Raw genomic sequence first — 18,020 nt, forward strand, 5'->3', positions numbered from 1 at the left:
GTCACCACGAGAGTACGAGCCGTTCGTCGGTCGCGTGACCGACGAGGACGAAGGCGGCCTCTAACATCCCACCGAACGCGAAGGAGAGCAAGTGGCCGAAGTGTGCGACCCAGGTCCCGTGGAGGGCGACGGCCACGACGAACAGCACCAGAAAGAAGGGGAGAAAGAGGCCGACCATGATGGTCAACAACCATTCCACCGATGCGTTCTGCATTGCGTCACCGACGGTCCTGACGATCAACACGCCGATGATGGCGAACGCGATGCCACTGGAGCCGACCACGGGACCGGAGCCGAGGTGGTAGACGAAACTCGCCAGCGCATCGGCTCCGACGACCACGCCGAGGACGTGCTTGTCGCTCGTCAGCAGCGTCAGCACGACCCCGAGTGGGACGAGCACGAGCATATTCCCCCGATAGTGGTCGAGACTCGCGTGGAAGAACTGGTTCGAGAGATGAAAGATTGGGTTGAACGGACTTGGGGACGGCCCGAACACGTCTTCGATCCTGACGCCGTTGGTGACAAGCAGCCAGCCGACCCCAGCGATCAGGAAGATCGTGAACGGGAACTTTCGTTTGAACTGGGAGAGGGCTCGAACGGTGGGCAGCCATCCGCTCAGGATCGGTCGACTCGGCACGAACGCGGTCGACTTCACGGACGCACGATAAAAAGGTAGCGTCACTGACGAGTCGGCGTCAGGCCGCCTTCAACTCGTAGTGCCAGCGGGTGAGGTGGACGAAGGCCAGCCCACCGGCGATACCGACGGTACCGGCAGGCTACGAACGACCGCGTCGCCGAGGGTGGCTGGTACGTCGTAGAACAGTAGTTCCAGGACGGTAACGACGGTCAAAACGAAAAGGAAGTAGATCGGTGTATACCGGACGGCCTCGCGTGGGGTCCAGGGCTCCATGTCCCGGAGTCGTCGTCCGGCCCTTTAGTGATGGTGACTCAACAGGAGTTCACATGTCGGGCCAGGCCTTCGCGGCGCGGCCCGGACCGGTGATAGAGGCGATCCAGCGGGCGGCGATGGCCTTCTTCAGGTTGCGGGCGAGGAAGCCGCCGAAGGTCTCCATCGGCATGTACTTCACGTCGTGGGCGACGGCGTCCTCGCCGACCGAGATGGCCGTCCCCTTGCTCTGGAACGTCCAGTCCTCGAGGGGCTGGCCGCGCATCGCGCGAGCCATGTTCGTCCCGACGTGGTCGGCGGCCTCCCAGGCGGCCTCGGCGGTCGGCGGCGCGGGGTTCTCGCCGGGCTGGTCGATGAGGGCGCAGTCACCGATGGCGAAGACGCGGTCGTCCTCCGTCTGGAAGTTCATGCCCGTGTTGATGCGGTGGTTGCGCTCGTCCTGTTCGAGGTCCACGTCGCTGACGGCGTCCTGACCCGTGATGCCGCCGGTCCAGAGGAGCACGTCGTAGTCGAGTTCGGTCTCGTCGCCGATGTAGACCGTCTCCTCGTCGACCTCGCCGATGAACTCGCCGGTCATGATGTTCACGTCCAGCGCTTCCAGCCGTTTGCGCAGGGCACCCTGAACTTCGGGGTCGTTGCCCGGGAAGATCTCGTCGAGGCCCTCGACGAGGTGGATGTCGATGGGCGCGCGGTGGTCGTCGCGGAACTCGGCAATCTCGCCGGCGCTCTGGATGCCCGACAGGCCGGCACCGCCGACGACGACCTGTGCGGGGTCGGACTGCGAGGCTTCGCGGGCGGCCTCCTTCACGTCTTCGTGGATGCCGAGCGCGTCGTCGAGTCCTTTCAGCGTGTGCGCGTGCTCTTCGAGACCGTCGATGCCGAAGAAGGCGGTCTGGGAGCCGATGGCGACCAGCAGGTAGTCGTAGTCGACCGCGGAGTCGTCGGCCAACTCGACTGTCCGGTCGTCGGTGTCGATGTCTTCGACTTCGCTCTGAACGAAGCGTGTGCTGGGGGATTTGATGTCCTCGACGGGGATCGTGATCTTGTCCTGAATGCTCGGGTCCCGGATGCAACGGTGGGACTCGTGGAGAACGAGGTGGTAGTCGACGTCGGAGATCCAGGTGATATCGGCGTCGTCGCCAACTTCCGATTCGAGACTCTTGATCGCGCCAGCACCGGCGTAGCCGGAGCCGAGCACGACGACATCGTCAGTCATACCCGGATCTGAGTAGTCACCCGATACAAAGGCTTTGAAATCGCCATCCCCATGTCGTCAGTTTTTATAGGCGGCCCCGTTTCGAGGAGTGGGGTTCGGGGGATAGCGAGGGCGTTAGCCGGTGTTTCGACGGCTGGCGGAGTCGCGTCGGTGAAGCGGGACGAAGAAATCGTGGAGTCGCTGGACGGTCAGGCGGTCACTTCGCGACGTCGCCGACCGGGGCTTTCATGTCGTCGATCGTGAGGATGAGGATGTTGCTGGTGTCGTCTTTCCCCTCGATGGTGCCGATGATGCGGAGCTTCGACAGGGGTGTCGGGCCGACGGTCATGGTGTCGCCCTCGTGGAACTCCGAAATCGAACCCTGGAGCTTGATCTCGGCGCGGCACTCCTCGGGGTGGTGGACGCTCGTGAGGTCGATCTCCTCGACGTTCGCGCTCGGGACCTGCTCGCCGTTGTGTTTCAGGGGGACGTCCGCGGCCTCGTCCATGTTCTGGACCTGGAGCGCCTCGTAGGCGTTCGAGGTCGGCTTGTAGCCACCTTTCGGCCCGGGTACACCCTCGACCAGCTGGAGGGCTTTGAGACTCTGCATCTGGTTGCGAATCGTGCCAGGGTTACGGTCGACCTGTTCGGCGATGTCCTCACCTTTGACCGCGCTCTCGGACTGTCGGTGAAGGTTGACCAGTTCCTGAAGGATGTTTTTCTGGCTCGGCGTGAGTTCGATTGATGACATTACGGGACGTTCGACGTAGCTTTCCATAAAGCCGGCGGATAGCCGAATGTTCGCGGACGTGTCCGGGGGCCGAGAGCGGAGGGCTCCCGACGGCGCTCCGCGTCAGATGTTCCGGGAAACGACACGTATTTGATTAGTGGCTAAGATGTCGAAGTATGAAAGATAAACGCGTGCTCGTGACGGGGGGCGCTGGGTTTATCGGTTCGAACCTCGCGAACCATCTGGCCGCCGACAACGAGGTCATCGCCCTCGACGACGGCTACCTGGGGACGGACGAGAACCTCGACGACGAGGTCGAGTTCGTCGACGCCAGCGTCCTCGACGACGACCTGCCCGTGGACGTTGACGTAGTCTTCCACCTGGCGGCGCTGTCCTCGCTCCAGATGCACGAGGACGACCCCCAGCGCGGGGCCCGGGTCAACGTGGAGGGATTCGTCAACACGGTCGAACAGGCACGGGAGGCAGGCTGTGAGACGGTCGTCTACGCGACGACCTCCTCTATCTACGGCAGTCGGACCGAGCCCTCGCCCGAAGATATGCCCGTGGCCGTGAACACGGGCTACGAGGCCTCGAAACTCGCCCGCGAGCGCTACGCCGAGTACTTCGCCAACTACCACGACATGAACATGGCCGGCCTGCGCTTCTTCTCGGTCTACCAGGGCTACGGCGGCGCGGAGGAACACAAGGGCGAGTACGCAAACGTCATCGCACAGTTCGCCGACGACATGGCCAACGGCGAGTCCCCGGTCCTCTACGGCGACGGCGAACAGACCCGCGACTTCACGCACGTCGAGGACATCGTTCGCGGGATCGAGACGACCGCCGACCACGAGTTGACCGGGATCTACAACCTCGGGACCGGCGACGCCTACTCGTTCAACACCGTCGTGGAGATGCTCAACGACGAACTGGGGACCGACATCGAACCGGAGTACGTCGAGAACCCGATCCCCGAGGACGTGTACGTTCACGACACCTGCGCGGACATCTCGAAGATCAACGCGGCGACGGGCTGGGAGCCCGAGATCGACTTCGAAGAGGGGATCGAGCGGGTCTGTGCGCAGTACCAGTAATTTTGTAGGTCGGCGACAGAGGTCGAGGTGATGGACCGCAACGTGCGGATCGTCGGCGTCCCGATGGACCTCGGGGCGGACCGACGCGGCGTCGACATGGGTCCCTCGGCCATCCGATACGCGGGCCTCGCCGAGGAGATCGAGGGCCTGAACGTGGCTTGCACCGACTGGGGCGACGTACACGTCCCGCGGCCCGAGGGGAGCGACCCCGACGCCGGCACGCCGGACACGGGCGACGCCAAGTTCCTCGGCGAGACCGAGACCGTCTGTACTCGCCTCGCCCACGAGGTCGCCGACACCGTCGAAGAGGGGGACGTACCGCTGGTTCTGGGCGGTGACCACTCGATCGCTGTCGGGACCGCGGGTGGCGTCTCCCGCGAAGCCGAGACCGGCATCCTCTGGTTCGACGCCCACGGCGACTTCAACACGCCAGCGACGACGCCCAGCGGCAACGTCCACGGGATGAGCCTCGCCGCCATCCTCGGGAAAGGAATCTTCGCCGACACCGACTGGGCACCGGCTCCGAACGTCTCCGAGGAGAACGTCGCCCTGGTCGGCCTGCGCAGCGTCGACGAGGGCGAGCGGGAGAACATCCGCGAGAGCGACGTGACCGCGTACACGATGACCGACGTCGACGCCCGCGGCGTCACGGAGGTGGTCACCGAAGCGCTCGATATCGCCAGCGACGGTACCGACGGCGTCCACGTCAGCCTCGATCTGGACTGGCTCGATCCCACCGAAGCGCCGGGCGTCGGTACCCCAGTTCGCGGCGGCGTCTCGTATCGGGAAGCCCACGCCGCCATGGAGTTGATCGCCGAACGCACTGCCGAGGCCGGCCGACTGTCGAGTATGGAACTCGTCGAGGTCAACCCGATCCTCGACCAGCACAACCAGACCGCCGAGTTGGCCGTGGAACTCGCCGCGAGCGCGCTCGGGAAAGTGATCCTGTGACGCGCTCGTGTCCGGATCGCCGGATCGGTATCCGTCACTGTTTTGGTTCGTCTGGCACTCACACCGATCATCGAACCTTCGACGACACCGACCGAGTCGTGGACGTGTAGGCGCGTTTCAGTCCCCGTCGTGTCGATAGTGATCGATCCACCCACACCTTGACAATGCCCGGAATCGACCGCGGCATCGGCATCACCGAGTTCTTGCACGAAGGGACAGATGTAGCCGTAATCGCGCTGTTCGGTCTCCTCACGCAACTCGGGGACGTCTGGTTCCTGTTCGCCCTCGGGAGCGTCCTCTATCTGGCTGGGACCGAATTGCCCAGCGTGTACGTCGACAGGCGACACGGACTGTTCGTCCTCGCGCTCGTGTTCGCCTACGTCGCGCTCGTGGGCGCAGTCAAAGCGCTCTTCGGCCTCCCGCGGCCGCCCGGTGCCGCCGACGCGCCCGCGGTGGCGTGGCTCCCGCCCGTACTGGCCGCGGTGTTCGAGAACATCGCAACCGGTACGGGTCCGGGATTCCCGAGCGGCCACGCCCTCGGGTCGACGATGGTCTGGGGCGGGGTGGCGCTCGTCCTCGACGACCTGTCCGACCGCGTGCGGTTCGGCCTCGCGAGCGTCGTCGTCACGATAGTCGTCACCTCCCGGCTCGTCCTCGGCGTCCACTACGCCGTGGACGTGATCGCCGGGATCGCCCTCGGTCTCGCGGTGCTGGGAGCCTGCTACTGGCTCGCGGACGGTGGCACCGCTCCCGGTCGCGTTCTCGCCGTCGCGGTCGCGGCGGGGATCGTCGGGGTGGTCGTCGATGGCTCCGGCGAGAGCGTGGCGGCGGCCGGGACCGCGATCGGCGGCTGGCTCGCGTGGCGCACCGTCGCCGACGCGACACCGAGCCGTCCCGCGAACCGCCGCGAACTGCTTGGCAGCGCCCTCGTACTGGTCGCGGTCGGGACGCTGTTCGGCGCGTTCTACGTGCTCGACCCGCCCGTGCCGGTCGCGTTCGCCGGTGCCGCAGTGGCGGGCGGCGGTGTCGTCGCGGCCCCGGTGCTGGGCGAACGGTTTGCCTGACCCCGGTTACCCGGGAAAACCCCTTGTCGCCGGTGGCCGACGTGAACGCATGGACTTCGCAACCAAGCAGTTGATCGACCTGAGCGTCGGCCTCGAACCGGGCGTCGCCAGCGAACCCTTCCCGCCCGAGATCGAGTACATGGACCACGAGGCGGGCGCGGCCAGCCTCGCGGAGAACCTGCAGGCCATGGGTCACGACGTCGACGGCGAGGAGTTCCCCGACGGACAGGGGCTCGCGTGGGAGGAGGTCACCGCGATCCCCCACGCCGGCACGCATCTGGACGCCCCGTGGCACTACGGCCCCGAGTGCGACGGCGAACCGGCGAAGACGATCGACGAGATCCCGCTGGAGTGGTGTTGCGGGAACGCCGTGATCCTCGACTTCAGGGATCTGGCGGCCGGCGCGGAGATCACGCCGGAGATGCTCGACGAGCGACTGGCCGACCTCGATCACACGCTCTCGGCCGGCGAACTCGTCTTCATCGAGACCGGTGCAGACGAGTTGTGGGGTGAGCCGGAGTACCTGACCGAGTTCCCGGGCATGGGCGCGGCGGCGACGAAACACCTCGTCGAGCGCGGAGTGAAAGTGATCGGCACCGACGCCTACGGCTTCGACAAGCCCTTCGACGAGATGGGCCGTCGCTACGTCGAGAGCGGCGACGAGGCTGAACTCTGGCCCGCCCACTTCGCGGGTCGGGAGGTCGAATACTGCCAGATCGAGAAGATGGCCAACCTCGACGAGTTGCCCCGCCGGACCGACGTGCCGGTCGTCACCTTCCCCGTGAAGATCGAGAGCGCGAGCGCGGGGTGGGTGCGTCCCGTTGCGATGATCGAGGAGTGAGGCGGCGGATCAGATGTCGTCGGTGTCGACGGTGACACTCCCGCCGGGTTCGTCGGTCGGTTCGGTCCAGAAGGCGAGGACGGTCATGGTCGCGATCTGGGGAACGCCGACCAGCACCGTCGCGAGGCCGCCGCCGAAGAAGCCGAACTGCCGCGACAGGCCGAACACACCCAGGGCGACGAAGAGGAGGCCGATCGAGATTCCGTAGCCCGCCATCCGATCCCAGCTCTTCCGGACCGCAGCCGTGATCGACTCGCCACGCGCGACCAGTGGGAACGCGACGAACAGGCGGGCGGCGCCGAACAGAATCAGGAGGAACGCCGGCACGACGAGGAGGGGTGCTGTCCAGACGAGTACGTAGACGGGGAGCAGGGCCAGCCCGAATCCGACCACGTAGCCGATCGCACGTGCTGCCGAACTCGCGTCGAGCGAGCGGATGCCGGGCCGGAGACCGCCCTCGTACATTCCGGTGACGGCGACCGCACCGGCCAGTGCAGTGGTCCCGGTCGTCGCTGCGGCGAACAGCGCTCGCTCGGCGAGCCAGCGGAGTTTGAGCCCCCACAGGGCTGTCGGCGGCGTCGTCACGCGCCGCTGTTCGACCGGCACGATCGGTAGTTTCAGATCGACGCCGCTCCCGGTCACCGACTGGGCCGTCGTGACCGGGACGGGATCGGTGAGCATGGCTTGCTCGACGCCGACGATCACGAGTCCGGCGACGAGGAAGGGGACGAACAGTGCGGGTCGGCTGAGAAAGACGCTGGTCCCGTGGCTCAGTGCCCCCGTGACGCCTCCTCCCAGTGTCTCGTCCCGTGCCGACATCCCGGGAACGCGGTATGGCACGATCAGGCACCTCCGTAGGCGGCGATAGAGAGGCCATCTGCGAGGTAGAACCGACCGTCGCGGCCGATGGCCGGCTGTGAGACCTGTGTTTCGCGGTCGATCCGCCACAGTTCCTCGCCGGTCGCGGCGTCGAACGCCCGGAGGGTGTAGTGGTCCGGCTGGAGAACGACACCGTCTGCGACGGCCGGGCCGTCGTCACCTTCGCTCATCGACTGAAGAGGCGCGTCCCAAAGCCGTTCACCGGACTCGGCGTCGAGTGCGACGAGTCCGTCGTCCTCGTCGCCGAGCAGCGCGGATCCCGCCGCGTAGACGGCGTCTTGCGTCACCGTCGCCGGCGTGACGTACCGACCGTATTCGCCGTCCGGCTCGCCGCTCGTCCAGCGTTCGTCACCGCCGTCCGGGTCCAGCGCCGTGACGCCGGCCTCGTGTGCCAGGTACAGCGACCCGTTCGCAACCGTGGGCTGTAGCTCCTGTCGGACTGCCGGCGTCGATGCGGTCCAGCGCTGTGTTCCCCCGTCGACCGCGTACTCCGTGATCGTCCCGTCGTACGAGACAGTATACAGACTCCCGTCGGCGACTGCGGGACGAGAGGCGAAGCTTTCGACCGGAGTCCGCCATCGAACCGAGCCGGAACTGGCGTCCACCGCGACGATACCGTCGTCTGGGGCGAACACGGTCCCGCCGGCCGCGACGGGTGGGGACTGCCGGCCGTCGCCGAACCCCAGCGACGCGAGGAGTTGACTGTCCGGTTGTTCGTCGGTAGACCAGCGCCGTGCCAGCCCGCTCCCGTCGATCACCGGTAGATCCGGACCTCCGTCGACTCCGATCGCCTGGAACCCGTACTCGGACGCCGTGACGAGACTCGGCGTCACGTATGCCCGGGCGGACGCTACCGCCGGGGTGGACAGGAACTGGCTCCCGTCGTCGTCGGACGCGATTCGGAACAGGCTGTCGCCCGAGGCGGCATCGAACGCTGTCAGCGACTCACGAGCCACGAACACCTGGCCATCGTAGAGGATCGGTCCCGGTGTCCTGAATCCCATGTTGTCGAACTCGTGGCTCCACCGTTCGGTCGGTTTCTCCCGCGGGACGCTCGCCTCGGGCGCGTGTGCGGTCCCGGCGGGGTCGTGGCGATACATCGGCCAGTCGGACCCGTCGGACCGGTCGTCACCGGCGGCCACGACTGCTCCGGTACCGAGTCCGAGGGCACCGATACCCGACAGCAGGGCGCGTCTGGAGAGTGGAGGGCGGCGAATCACGCCGGACGGTTTCGCCGCCGCCGTCGATAACTTTGCGGTTCAGTGACCAGTCAGTCGTCCGCCGGCGCGACCGGTTCGCCGTGTTCGATATCGGTGCCGAGCATGTCGAGGAACTCCGCGAGCCACTCGACGTGATCGCTCCAGTCCTGTCCGGTCACGAGGTTGCGGTCGCGGGTCACCTCGTCGACCCACGAACAGCCCGCGGCCTCGGCCTCGGCTCGAACGGCGGGATAGGTCGTCATCTCGTAGCCGTCCAGTACGTCCGCGGCGGCGAGGATCTGCGGGCCGTGACAGAGTGACGCCACCGGCTTGCCGGCCTCGAAGAAGTGCTGGACCGTCTCGATGACCTCGTCGTGTGTGCGCAGGTACTCGGGTGCTCGCCCGCCGGGGACGACCAGCGCGTCGTAGTCGGCCGGATCGATCACGGCCATCGTTTCGGTCACCTGGAAGTTGTGCCCGCGATCTTCCATGTAGGTCTGATCGCCCCGGAAGTCGTGGATCGCCGTCTTGCAGGTGTCACCCGCCTCCTTCTCCGGACAGACGGCGTCGACCTCGTGGCCGACTGTCTGGAGGGTCTGGAAGGGAACCATCGTCTCGTAGTCCTCCCCGAAGTCGCCGACGATCATCAGGATCTGCTTGCCAGTCATGGTGAATCCGTGTTCGGCTGGAACACGTCGTACGATAACGGGTGGCACGGACATAAACTAGCCGGACCGGTGAACGGCCGGTCGTGAGCGGATCACTCAGTCCAGCAGGTCTGGCACGTCGCCGATACCATCGAGGACGTGATCCGGCCGCACGTCGGACTCGGCCACGTCGTCGCGGTCGGCGGCCCCCGTCAGCACGAGCGCGGTCGTCATCCCGGCGCGTTCACCCATCGCGATATCGGTGTCGAGGCGATCACCCACGAGCAGGCACTCCCCGGGCGCGACGCCGATGGCGTCCTCGACGGCGGCGATAGACTCCGGCGAGGGCTTACCCAGTACGCGGTCGGGGTCGCGGTCGGCGACGGCCGCGACGGCACCGATGATCGCCCCCGACCCGGGGACCGAGCGGCCGCCCGAGGCGGGGACCGTCCGGTCGGGGTCGGAGCCGACGAAGGCCGTCGACGGGTCCTCTAGCGCGCGCAGGCCATCGGTCATGTCGTCGTAGTCGAACTCGCGGTCCCAGGAGGCGACCACCACGTCTGCGGTGGTCGGCTCGTCGGTCAGCGAGACGCCGGCGTCGACCAGTTGCTCGCGCAGGCCCGGCGACCCGATCAGGAAGCAGTCGTCGCCGGCGTGTTCGTCGACGAGATAGTCGGTGGTGACGGTTCCCGCCGAGAGGACTTCGCTTTCGTCGATTTCGATTTCCAGACCGGCGAGGCGGTCGACGTACGCCGCCCGCGTCTTGGTGGGGTTATTCGAGAAACAGCACAGCGAGAGTCCCAGTTCGCGGATCGCGTCGACCGTCTCGGCCGCGCCGGGGAGGAGTTCGCCGCCGCGGTAGACCGTCCCGTCGAGATCGAGCACCACGCCGCGGTATGTCATCGTCCCGACGCAGGATCACCAGCGGCATAACGACCGTGGTCCCGGCACGAGCGGCGGAACGGCGAACCACCCAGCCGAGGATCAGGCGGGTTCGACGCCGGTCACGTCGAAGCGCGCGCCGTTTGCCTCGCTCTCACCGACCTCGACCGTCCAGCCGTGGGCGTCGGCGATCTGTTGGACGATGGCCAGCCCGAAGCCCGTCCCGTCGCCGGCCGTCGAGAAGCCCGTCTCGAACACCGTCTGGTACTCGTCTTCGGGGATGCCCGTGCCGTCGTCGGCGACGTAGAAGGCGAGGGCGGTCTCGTCACGTCCGTCGCCGGAGCCGGACGCGAACGTCCCGACCCGGACCGTGTCGGCGTCGCCGTGCGTGATGGCGTTCCGGAAGAGGTTGCTCAGCAGTTCCTGCAGGCGGGCGTCGTCGGCCATGATCTCCGCGTCCGTCTCCACGACGAGGTCGGTGGCATCGGCGTCGACGTAGGGCCAGACTTTCTCGGCGGCCGCGCCGACGGTCGTCGCCACGGGGTCGTCGACGGTGTCGCCCTGCCGGGCCAGCGTCAACACGTCGTCGATGAGCCGATCCATCCGGTCGTGGGAGCGCTGGATCGCTTCCAGTTGTTCCGGGGGCTCCTCGAACTCCTCGCCCAGCAGTTTCGCGTTCATCGACGCGATGTCCAGCGGTCCCTTGAGGTCGTGTGAGACCATACTGGCGAAGCGATCCAGCCGCTCGTTCTTGCGCTTGAGTTCCCGGGCGCGCTCGGTCCGCTCGGTCACGTCGCGGGCGATCAACTGGAAGGTATCCCGTTCTGTGCGGATGTCGACGGGGACGACGATGTTGTGGAAGTGTCGGCCGTCGAGTTCGCTCTCGAAGGTCCGGGATTCGCCGGTCTCCAGCACCGCCTGGCCGGCCGTCAGCCAGGACTCGCCCGTCTCGGGGAACTGCTCGGTGAGGTCGGCCCCGCGCAGGGAGTCGCGGTCGACGCCGGCGAGGTCGGCCATCGCGGGGTTGGCGGCGACGATCGTCCCGTCGTGTTCGACCTGTGTGACCACGTCCGGCGTGTTGTCGACGAGCAGTTCGTAGCGCCGCTGGGTCCGCTGCTGGTCGACCGCGCTCTCGATCCGGTTGGCCAGTTGCTGGTACTGCTGATCCTCGACGACTTCGAGTTTGAGGATGTAGTCGTCAACGCCCGCCGAGATCGCTTCGCTGGCGATCTCCTCGGTACCCCGCCCGGTCAACAGGATGAAGGGGACCTCCCCGTGTTCCGCGCGAACCATCGCCATCAGTTCCAGCCCGTCAGGACCTGGCATCTCGTAGTCGCTGACGATGCAGTCGATCTCGGCGTCGGCCAGTACGTCCATCGCCTCGTCGGCCCCGGTGGCCCAGTGGGACTCCATGCCGTGGTCCTCCGCGAGCGTTCCGGCGGTCATCTCTGCGAAGAACTCGCTGTCGTCGACGACCAGCACGCGAATGTCCTCACTCATGGTTGTGATTCTCCCTGAGAGGTCGACACACGCAGCACAGGACGACGGACGGACTGGCCATACGTACTACACACAACGAATCGGCCCACTGTCAAATATCCTCGGGCGATTCTAGTCGCGAAGTCGCCGCTCCCACCGCGGTCCGGCCCGTCGACCGAGGACGACGCCGACGACGGCGGCGACCACGGCGAGCGCGATCGCGGCCATCGTCGCAACGGACCCGAACGCGGGTTCGACGAGCGCGGCCACCAGTAACGGCATCGCGACGACCGACAGCGCTGCGCCGAACGCGAGAAACCGCGGTGTGTCGAACAGCAGTTCGGTCGGCGAGAGCCCGGCGACGAACGCCGTCGCGCCGAAGACGTACACCGAGAGCAGCGGGAGGACGGCGAGTCCGGGGACTAGCGCCACCGGATCGTACCAGATCGCTGCGAGTCCGAGGTAGACCAGCCCCGCGGGAATCGAGAGCAACAGATACGCCCGGCGCTTGCCGGCGAGGACGGCGGCGACCGACACCGGATACCGGCGGTACTCGTCGGCGCTGTCGAACTGCGTCACCCAGCTGTAGGTGGTGAACGAGCCCAGCCCGAGCAGCGTCCCGAAGGCCACGCCCGGCGAGGGCTCCAGTCCCGTGGCCGACGTGATCTGCCCGAGCAGCAGGGCGGTCACGGCGAAGAGGACGCCCATCGAGAAGAGGACTTTCCAGACAGAGCCGCTGGACCGACTCACCTCCAGCAGCGCCCGCGTGGTCAGCCCGTCGCCGTCGCGGAGCCAGCCCCGGAGCGTCGTGAACCGCTCGCCGGTGGTCCGGTAGGCTCCGCTGTCGGCCGGCCGGAACAGGAGCGGCCCGAGGACGCCGAAGACCGCGATCGGTGCGAATCCGCGGACCGCCGCGAGCGCCGAGGGGTCGCGGTAGAGGGCGTACGGCGTGTACGCGAGCGCGTCGACGCCCGGCCAGAGGACGGCGGCCACGACCAGTGCGACGGGACCGGCCACGAGCAACCGGCTCCGCGTCGCCGCGCCCGCGAGCGTCAGCGAGAGCGTCACGCCCAGCGCGAACGCGCCGATCAGCGTCAGCCACAGCAGGACGATCCGGGTCGGAGAGACACCCGACGAGAGGGCGGTCGGCACCGCCGCGAGGCCGATGGGCGCGACGAAGAAGACGGTGTAGTAGACCAGATCCTTCCAGAGGAACACGGCCAGCAGGCGGTTCCACGAGACGGGAAGCGTCCGCGCGGAGAAGACCAGCAGCGTCATATCACCGAGTGCGTCACGCAGGGCGTCCCTGCCCACGAGGCCGATCGTCCCGACCTGCAGGCCGAAGAAGAAGAGCAGACCGTGGAGGCCGGCGACGATAGCATCGAAGGGGGTGCCGGTGTAGGCGAGGAGGGCGAACCCGCCCGCCGCGAGGAGCGCGACGGTGACCGGGAAGGCGGCGAACCGGCGACCGCCGAAGAGGTGTTCGTGGAGTCGCCACTCCTCGCGCAGCATCCGGCCGAAGAGTTCGGTCGTGAGCGACATCTCAGTGCCGGGCCGGTCCGGCCGGCGCGTCGGCCGCCGCGTCGTTCACTTCCGTCCGGAACACGTCGAGCAGGCGCTCGCCCTCACCCAGTTCGCGGGGGTCGCGCTCGGCGACGAGGCGGCCGTCGCTGACGATGGCGACCCGGGTACAGAGTTCCTCGGCCACCTCGATGAAGTGCGTCGAGAGGAAGACGGTGTTGCCGCGCTCGACGTACTCCCGGAAGTGGCCCTTGATCTGTTCCTGCATCAGCGGATCGAGGTTGACGAGGGGTTCGTCGATGAAGACGAGATCGGGTTCGTGGACGAACGCGGCCGCGAGCATCACGCGCTGGCGCTCCCCCTCCGAGAGGTCCGTCGAGAGCGTATCGAGCAGGCCGGCGAACTCGAAGCGCTCGGCCCACTCGTCGATACGGGTACTCACGTCGTCGAGGTCACGGACGCTCCCGACGAACTCCAGGTACTCCCGGGGCGTCAGAAAGCTCGGCGGGTCCTCGCGCTCGGGGAGGATGCCGACCGACTGGCGAACCGAGATCGGATCGCTGACGGGGTCGTGGCCCAGCACCGAGGCAGTCCCCGAGGTCGGTTCGAGCTGGCCAGTGAGGATTTCGATAGTAGTGGTCTTGCCCGAGCCGTTGGGGCCGAGCAGGGCGAACAGTTCGCCGTCGGGGACGGTCAGTGAGAGATCCACCAGCGCGTCCACGTCACCGTAGCGCTTGGTCAACCCGTCCGTCTCGATGGCGGTCATCCCCTGACTGGTGTCGGGCCAGTGAGAAAAACGTTGCCGGGGTTTTGGATGGCGAGGTCGTCCCGAGACCCTCACTTCGTTCGCGGCTCGCGGCTCACTGCGTTCGCCGCTCGTCCGTTCCGAGGCTCTCACTTCGTTCGGGCCTCGTGATTTGAACGGCCCCACATCCGACGCCGAAGGGTTAGGCCGGTCGTGGGCAATCACAGCGACAGAGTGGACCGCGCGGTCCACGGGGGATCACCATGACCGATATCGACACGGAGTTCGAGACGATTCGCATCGAGACACCGGGCAACTACGTCGGCCACCTCGTCCTCGACCGACCCGAGGACATGAACACCGTCAGCGCGCAGATGCTGGAGGAACTCGACGAGGCCGTCGACGTACTCGAAGACCACGAGGAGGTCCGCGCCATCTACATCACCGGCGAGGGCGAGAAGGCCTTCTCGGCGGGGGCGGACGTGTCCTCCAACGGCGCGATGGACAACCGCGAGGGCGTCGAACACTCCCGCTACGGCCAGCGCGTGTTCGGCAAGTTCCGCGAAACCGACCTGCCCGTGATCGCCGGCATCGACGGCTACGCCCTCGGCGGCGGCCTCGAACTCTCGATGTGTGCCGACCTCCGGGTCGCCAGCGAGTCCTCGGAGATGGGCCTGCCCGAGCACAACCTCGGGCTGCTTCCGGGGTGGGGCGGCACCCAGCGCCTCCAGCGCCTCGTCGGCGAGAGCGCGGCCAAGTACGTCGTCTTCACCGCCGAGCGCATCCCCGCCGAACGGATGCACGAACTCGGATTTCTACACGAGGTCTATCCCGACGACGAGTTCGAGGAGAAAGCCCTCGAGTTCGCCGAGAACGTCGCCGGCGGCCCGCCCATCGCCCAGAAGTACACCAAGCGCGCGATGCGGGAGGGGTGGGACAACATGGAGGCGGGCCTCGAACTGGAGGCCAGTGCCTTCGGCCACCTGCTGGACACCGAAGACCTGAGCGAGGGCATCACCGCCTTCGTCACCGATCAGGAACCCGAGTTCGAGGGCAAGTAGCCGGCGGTTCGCCTGCTCTCATTCCGCGTCGCTGAACACCATCTCCGCGATCTCGTGGCGCGGATTTTCGTCGTCGTCATTCTCGTACTTGTACAGGGTCCCGTCGTCCTCGTCGGCCGTCGCCTCGTGTGAGCCGTCACAGAACGGGTAATCGCCCGACAGCCCGCACATACAGATCGCGATGTCGCCTTTCTCGCCGATATCGTCCTCGTCCACGATCTTCGGACCGGTCGCCTCGTGAGTGATCTCGCGCGCCATACGGTAGCGTGGACCGGGCCGTCCAAAAAGGCCCGCCCCGGTCGCTGTCAGAAAGCGTAAGGGTCGGGTGGCCGTTGGCTCCGGTAGCGATGGACACGTGGCAGCGCCGAACCGCGTACTACCTTCTCGCGCTCGGCGGGATCATGCTGGGCTACGCCTTGCTCTACCACTGGGCGATGGCGACCTACGAGGGGATCGACCGCACCTTCCTGAAATCGCTCCAGATCGTCGTCGAGACGTTCACGACGACGGGGTTCGGCTCGGACGCCTCGACGTGGGACACCTGGCAGACGAACCTGCTGGTGATCGTCATGGACCTGACCGGTGTGGTCTTGATCTTTCTCGCACTGCCGGTCCTGCTGTTCCCGATGTTCGAGGAGACGATTTCGACGACGCCGCCGACGGCAGTCGACGGGGTCGAGAATCACGTCGTGATCTGTGCCTACTCCACGCGCATCGAGATGCTCATCGACGAACTCGAGGTGTTCGACGTGCCCTACGTGGTCCTCGAACCGGACCGGGGGCGTGCCGCGGAGTTGATCGAGGACGGGGTGACGGCGATCCACGGCGATCCGGAGTCGACGGAGACGCTCGAAGCGGCGAATCTGGAATCCGCGCGGGCGCTGGTCGCGGACGTGGACGACTCGACCAACGCCAGCATCGTGCTGACGGCCAAAGCCGTCGCTTCCGACGTGCGATGTATCACGTTCGTCGAGGACCCGGACATCGCGAGCTACCACCGCTACGCCGGAGCCGATCAGGTATTCTCACCGCGGCGGCTCATCGGCGAGAGCCTCGCGAGCAAGGTGACGACCGGGATCACCGCCGAGGTCGGCGACGCCGTCGAGATCGGCGAGGACTTCGAGATCGTCGAGTTGCCGATCCTTTCGGACAGCGAACTGGTGGGCGAGACCATCGCCGAGAGCGGCATCCGCGAGCGAACCGGCGCGAACGTCATCGGCGCGTGGTTCCGGGGCGAGTTCACCAGCCCACCCTCGCCCGACGCGCGACTCGACGAACAGACCATCCTGCTCGTCGCCGGCCACGAGCGCCAGCTCGAACCACTCAAGGAGATGACGCTCTCGGAGAAGCGCCGCCGTCGACGCGGGCACGTCGTCGTCTGCGGCCACGGCGAAGTCGGCTCGACCGTCAGAGAACGCGTCAGCGCCGAGGGCATCCCCTGTACGACAGTCGACAAGGAAGCAAACGGAGCCGTCGACATCGTCGGCGACGTGACCGAGAAGGACGTGCTCCGCGAGGCCGGTGTCGAGGACGCAAGCACGGTGATCCTCGCGCTGTCCTCGGACACGATGACGATCTTCGCGGCGCTCGTGGTGCGCGAGCTCAACCCCGACGTCGAGATTATCGCCCGCGCCGACCAGACCGAGAGCGTCCGCAAACTCTACCGGGCGGGTGCCGACTACGTCCTGGCGCTGGCGACCGTCAGCGGCCGGATGCTCGCCTCGACCATCTTCGAGGAGGACATCATCTCCTACGACAAACAGGTCGAGGTCGTGCGGTTCGACGCGGGATCACTGGTCGGTGAGACGCTCACCGGTGCCGACATCCGCGCCGAGACTGGCTGTACCGTGATCGCAGTCGAACGAAGCGGCAAGGTGATCACCGATCTCTCACCGGACTTCGAGATTCGGGCGGGAGACGACGTGATCGTCGCCGGTCCCGACGAGAATATCACCGACTTCGCCGCCCGCTACAACTAGACCTCGTCCGTCCACTCGGGTTCCTCGACCGTCGTCGAGTCGATATCGGAGAAGACGGCGCTGGCCTCGTAGCCGAAGGAGAACCCCTGCTCGGAGCCCGACGACGCGGTCAGGTAGGCCTCGTGGACGATTCCGTCTGAGTCGACGAACACCGTGCCGTTGACCTCGGTGTCACCACCGATGTTCAGCTGACCCTCCGGGGTCTCCGTCACGGTTTCGAGGTCGTAGCGGACGAGTTCGGTCCCGTTGCGGGCGACCACGTCGGTCGCGTTGTACTCGCCCGAGCCGAGGATGGTCAGCAACACACTGCGACCGGTGAAGTTCGCGGGCGCAGTTTCGGCGTACGGCGCGTCGACCGACGCCTGTGCGGTGCCGTACTCGACGCCGTCGGAGCCGTTGACCCGGTAAGCGGTCGTGCCGTCCGTGATGTAGGAGGTGAACGTGTCGCCCGAGTCGCCGCCGACGACGCGCGTCAGCGTCTCGTTACTGCTCGCCTCGTGTTCGATGGTGTACTCGATCCCGGCGCTCGCGGAGTTCGAACTCCCCCCGGCGCTGAACCCCGTGGTTCCAGAGAGCGTCACGCTGGACCCCGAGAGCGCGGATTCGTGTTCGTCCAGCAGCGTCGAGACGTTCTCGATCCCCGAGGGTGTGGCCCCGGCCGGGTAGGCGAAGGAACTCACCGTCGCCGTCTCCGATTCGATCGCCCGGTCGTCGTCACCGGAATCCGTGTCGGTCGCTGTCCCCTCTCCACCGAGCGGGCCACCCGCACACCCCGCGAGAGCGACGAGGACCGTCACCGCCAGCGTCGCGAGTACTCGTTTTCGCATGTCTTTCTATCGACAACCG

General features: G+C 66.8%; 17 protein-coding genes and 1 pseudogene. 6 read left to right on the forward strand and 12 right to left on the reverse strand.

Annotation, left to right across the window (positions count from 1 at the left end; translation table 11 throughout):
• Position 1 precedes the first annotated feature (1 nt).
• The 3 genes from BV210_RS00770 to BV210_RS00780 all read right to left on the reverse strand — a co-directional run bounded on the left by BV210_RS00770 (position 2) and on the right by BV210_RS00780 (position 2,853).
• Complete coding sequence (locus BV210_RS00770; RefSeq protein ID WP_172824866.1) at positions 2–637, reverse strand: rhomboid family intramembrane serine protease; 636 nt, start codon at positions 635–637, stop codon at positions 2–4.
• Positions 638–959: 322 nt separating this feature from the next.
• Positions 960–2,123: an NAD(P)/FAD-dependent oxidoreductase gene (locus BV210_RS00775; protein WP_077204800.1), complete on the reverse strand. Its 1,164-nt coding sequence runs from the start codon at positions 2,121–2,123 to the stop codon at positions 960–962.
• Between the two features lie 196 nt (positions 2,124–2,319).
• A complete protein-coding gene (locus tag BV210_RS00780; protein ID WP_077204801.1) occupies positions 2,320–2,853 on the reverse strand; it encodes an Rrf2 family transcriptional regulator in 534 nt (177 codons plus the stop codon).
• Positions 2,854–3,008: 155 nt separating this feature from the next.
• Between BV210_RS00780 and BV210_RS00785 the strand changes: the two genes are divergently transcribed.
• The 4 genes from BV210_RS00785 (at position 3,009) to BV210_RS00800 (ending at position 6,782) form a co-directional block, all read left to right on the forward strand.
• Positions 3,009–3,926 carry an NAD-dependent epimerase/dehydratase family protein gene (locus BV210_RS00785; RefSeq protein ID WP_077204802.1) on the forward strand — a complete coding sequence of 306 codons (918 nt, stop codon included), beginning with the start codon at positions 3,009–3,011 and terminating at the stop codon, positions 3,924–3,926.
• Positions 3,927–3,956: 30 nt separating this feature from the next.
• Positions 3,957–4,877 (forward strand): arginase, encoded by a 921-nt coding sequence (gene rocF, locus BV210_RS00790; RefSeq protein ID WP_077204803.1) that lies wholly within the window; start codon positions 3,957–3,959, stop codon positions 4,875–4,877.
• Positions 4,878–5,041: 164 nt separating this feature from the next.
• Entirely contained in the window at positions 5,042–5,941 is a 900-nt protein-coding gene (locus BV210_RS00795) for a phosphatase PAP2 family protein (RefSeq protein WP_077204804.1), read from the forward strand.
• Positions 5,942–5,990: 49 nt separating this feature from the next.
• Positions 5,991–6,782: a cyclase family protein gene (locus BV210_RS00800; RefSeq protein ID WP_077204805.1), complete on the forward strand. Its 792-nt coding sequence runs from the start codon at positions 5,991–5,993 to the stop codon at positions 6,780–6,782.
• A gap of 9 nt (positions 6,783–6,791) precedes the next feature.
• On the opposite strand, the gene BV210_RS00805 is transcribed toward BV210_RS00800, so the two are convergent.
• The 7 genes from BV210_RS00805 to BV210_RS00835 form a co-directional block, all read right to left on the reverse strand.
• Positions 6,792–7,622, reverse strand: coding sequence for a hypothetical protein (locus tag BV210_RS00805; protein ID WP_157525742.1), 831 nt, complete (start codon positions 7,620–7,622; stop codon positions 6,792–6,794).
• Positions 7,623–7,624: 2 nt separating this feature from the next.
• Positions 7,625–8,881: a PQQ-binding-like beta-propeller repeat protein gene (locus BV210_RS00810; protein ID WP_077204807.1), complete on the reverse strand. Its 1,257-nt coding sequence runs from the start codon at positions 8,879–8,881 to the stop codon at positions 7,625–7,627.
• A 50-nt stretch (positions 8,882–8,931) separates the two neighbouring features.
• The gene (locus tag BV210_RS00815; protein WP_077204808.1) at positions 8,932–9,528 is read right to left on the reverse strand and encodes a DJ-1/PfpI family protein; all 597 of its coding nucleotides are present in this window, start codon (positions 9,526–9,528) and stop codon (positions 8,932–8,934) included.
• 96 nt (positions 9,529–9,624) lie between these two features.
• A complete protein-coding gene (locus BV210_RS00820) occupies positions 9,625–10,410 on the reverse strand; it encodes an HAD-IIA family hydrolase (protein WP_077204809.1) in 786 nt (261 codons plus the stop codon).
• Between the two features lie 81 nt (positions 10,411–10,491).
• A complete protein-coding gene (locus tag BV210_RS00825) occupies positions 10,492–11,889 on the reverse strand; it encodes a response regulator (RefSeq protein WP_077204810.1) in 1,398 nt (465 codons plus the stop codon).
• A 111-nt stretch (positions 11,890–12,000) separates the two neighbouring features.
• Positions 12,001–13,410, reverse strand: a complete 1,410-nt coding sequence (locus BV210_RS00830; protein ID WP_077204811.1) for a hypothetical protein — start codon at positions 13,408–13,410, stop codon at positions 12,001–12,003.
• A 1-nt stretch (position 13,411) separates the two neighbouring features.
• Positions 13,412–14,155 carry an ABC transporter ATP-binding protein gene (locus BV210_RS00835; protein ID WP_077204812.1) on the reverse strand — a complete coding sequence of 248 codons (744 nt, stop codon included), beginning with the start codon at positions 14,153–14,155 and terminating at the stop codon, positions 13,412–13,414.
• Between the two features lie 260 nt (positions 14,156–14,415).
• Here BV210_RS00835 and BV210_RS00840 point away from each other — a divergent pair.
• Positions 14,416–15,195, forward strand: a pseudogene (locus BV210_RS00840) (enoyl-CoA hydratase/isomerase family protein); the annotation flags it as partial.
• A gap of 18 nt (positions 15,196–15,213) precedes the next feature.
• On the opposite strand, the gene BV210_RS00845 reads toward BV210_RS00840, so the two are convergent.
• Positions 15,214–15,453, reverse strand: coding sequence for a CDGSH iron-sulfur domain-containing protein (locus BV210_RS00845; protein ID WP_077204814.1), 240 nt, complete (start codon positions 15,451–15,453; stop codon positions 15,214–15,216).
• Positions 15,454–15,542: 89 nt separating this feature from the next.
• On the opposite strand from BV210_RS00845, the gene BV210_RS00850 reads away from it, so the two are divergent.
• Positions 15,543–17,174, forward strand: a complete 1,632-nt coding sequence (locus tag BV210_RS00850; protein ID WP_077204815.1) for a TrkA family potassium uptake protein — start codon at positions 15,543–15,545, stop codon at positions 17,172–17,174.
• On the opposite strand, the gene BV210_RS00855 is transcribed toward BV210_RS00850, so the two are convergent.
• The gene (locus BV210_RS00855) at positions 17,171–18,001 is read right to left on the reverse strand and encodes a hypothetical protein (protein ID WP_077204816.1); all 831 of its coding nucleotides are present in this window, start codon (positions 17,999–18,001) and stop codon (positions 17,171–17,173) included. The two genes, BV210_RS00850 and BV210_RS00855, sit on opposite strands and share 4 nt — an antisense overlap.
• Positions 18,002–18,020: the final 19 nt, after the last annotated feature.

Origin of the sequence: Halorientalis sp. IM1011 (assembly GCF_001989615.1) — an archaeon.
Classification (GTDB): Archaea; Halobacteriota; Halobacteria; order Halobacteriales; family Haloarculaceae; genus Halorientalis.

Coding starts and splice junctions, on each gene's coding strand:
- BV210_RS00775 (WP_077204800.1), bottom strand. CDS start 2,123: ATGACTGACGATGTCGTCGTGCTCGGCTCCGGCTACGCCGGTGCTGGC.
- rocF (WP_077204803.1), top strand. CDS start 3,957: ATGGACCGCAACGTGCGGATCGTCGGCGTCCCGATGGACCTCGGGGCG.
- BV210_RS00835 (WP_077204812.1), bottom strand. CDS start 14,155: ATGACCGCCATCGAGACGGACGGGTTGACCAAGCGCTACGGTGACGTG.
- BV210_RS00825 (WP_077204810.1), bottom strand. CDS start 11,889: ATGAGTGAGGACATTCGCGTGCTGGTCGTCGACGACAGCGAGTTCTTC.
- BV210_RS00855 (WP_077204816.1), bottom strand. CDS start 18,001: ATGCGAAAACGAGTACTCGCGACGCTGGCGGTGACGGTCCTCGTCGCT.
- BV210_RS00785 (WP_077204802.1), top strand. CDS start 3,009: ATGAAAGATAAACGCGTGCTCGTGACGGGGGGCGCTGGGTTTATCGGT.
- BV210_RS00830 (WP_077204811.1), bottom strand. CDS start 13,410: ATGTCGCTCACGACCGAACTCTTCGGCCGGATGCTGCGCGAGGAGTGG.
- BV210_RS00820 (WP_077204809.1), bottom strand. CDS start 10,410: ATGACATACCGCGGCGTGGTGCTCGATCTCGACGGGACGGTCTACCGC.
- BV210_RS00800 (WP_077204805.1), top strand. CDS start 5,991: ATGGACTTCGCAACCAAGCAGTTGATCGACCTGAGCGTCGGCCTCGAA.
- BV210_RS00815 (WP_077204808.1), bottom strand. CDS start 9,528: ATGACTGGCAAGCAGATCCTGATGATCGTCGGCGACTTCGGGGAGGAC.
- BV210_RS00845 (WP_077204814.1), bottom strand. CDS start 15,453: ATGGCGCGCGAGATCACTCACGAGGCGACCGGTCCGAAGATCGTGGAC.
- BV210_RS00795 (WP_077204804.1), top strand. CDS start 5,042: ATGCCCGGAATCGACCGCGGCATCGGCATCACCGAGTTCTTGCACGAA.
- BV210_RS00780 (WP_077204801.1), bottom strand. CDS start 2,853: ATGTCATCAATCGAACTCACGCCGAGCCAGAAAAACATCCTTCAGGAA.
- BV210_RS00850 (WP_077204815.1), top strand. CDS start 15,543: ATGGACACGTGGCAGCGCCGAACCGCGTACTACCTTCTCGCGCTCGGC.